At 40.6% G+C, this 276-nt stretch carries 1 protein-coding gene; it reads left to right on the top strand.

From position 1 onward, the window contains the following. On the top strand, positions 1 to 230 hold a 230-nt coding region (locus tag SB772_RS40535), incomplete at its 5' end, for a hypothetical protein (RefSeq protein ID WP_410838589.1). Between the last annotated feature and the right edge of the window lie 46 nt (positions 231 to 276).

Below are 276 nucleotides of genomic sequence, written 5' to 3'. Positions count from 1 at the left end.
CCGACACGATTGTAATATATCAACTCGTTTCAACTGTGAACGGGTGGGGATATATTGAGTACACCAATTCAAAAGGCCAGACATTTCACGGATACGTGAAAATGTTTTATATAAAGAGTGATAATGAGCTGAAAAGCAGCGGAAAAAAGAACGCTGCCGTAAAGCCCAAAACAAAGTTTCAAAGTCACAAACCCATTAATCAGGGGCGCAGCCGTAAAATAAATACATGACAGCGTTGGCGGCTCTTTATTTTTATCCGGACAAAAGGAGTATCAG

It is taken from the genome of Paraburkholderia sp. SIMBA_030 (assembly GCF_046535245.1).
Taxonomy (GTDB): Bacteria; Pseudomonadota; Gammaproteobacteria; order Burkholderiales; family Burkholderiaceae; genus Paraburkholderia.
Note: the sequence above shows the minus strand (reverse complement) of the source record. Positions and strands in the feature narration are given on the sequence as shown.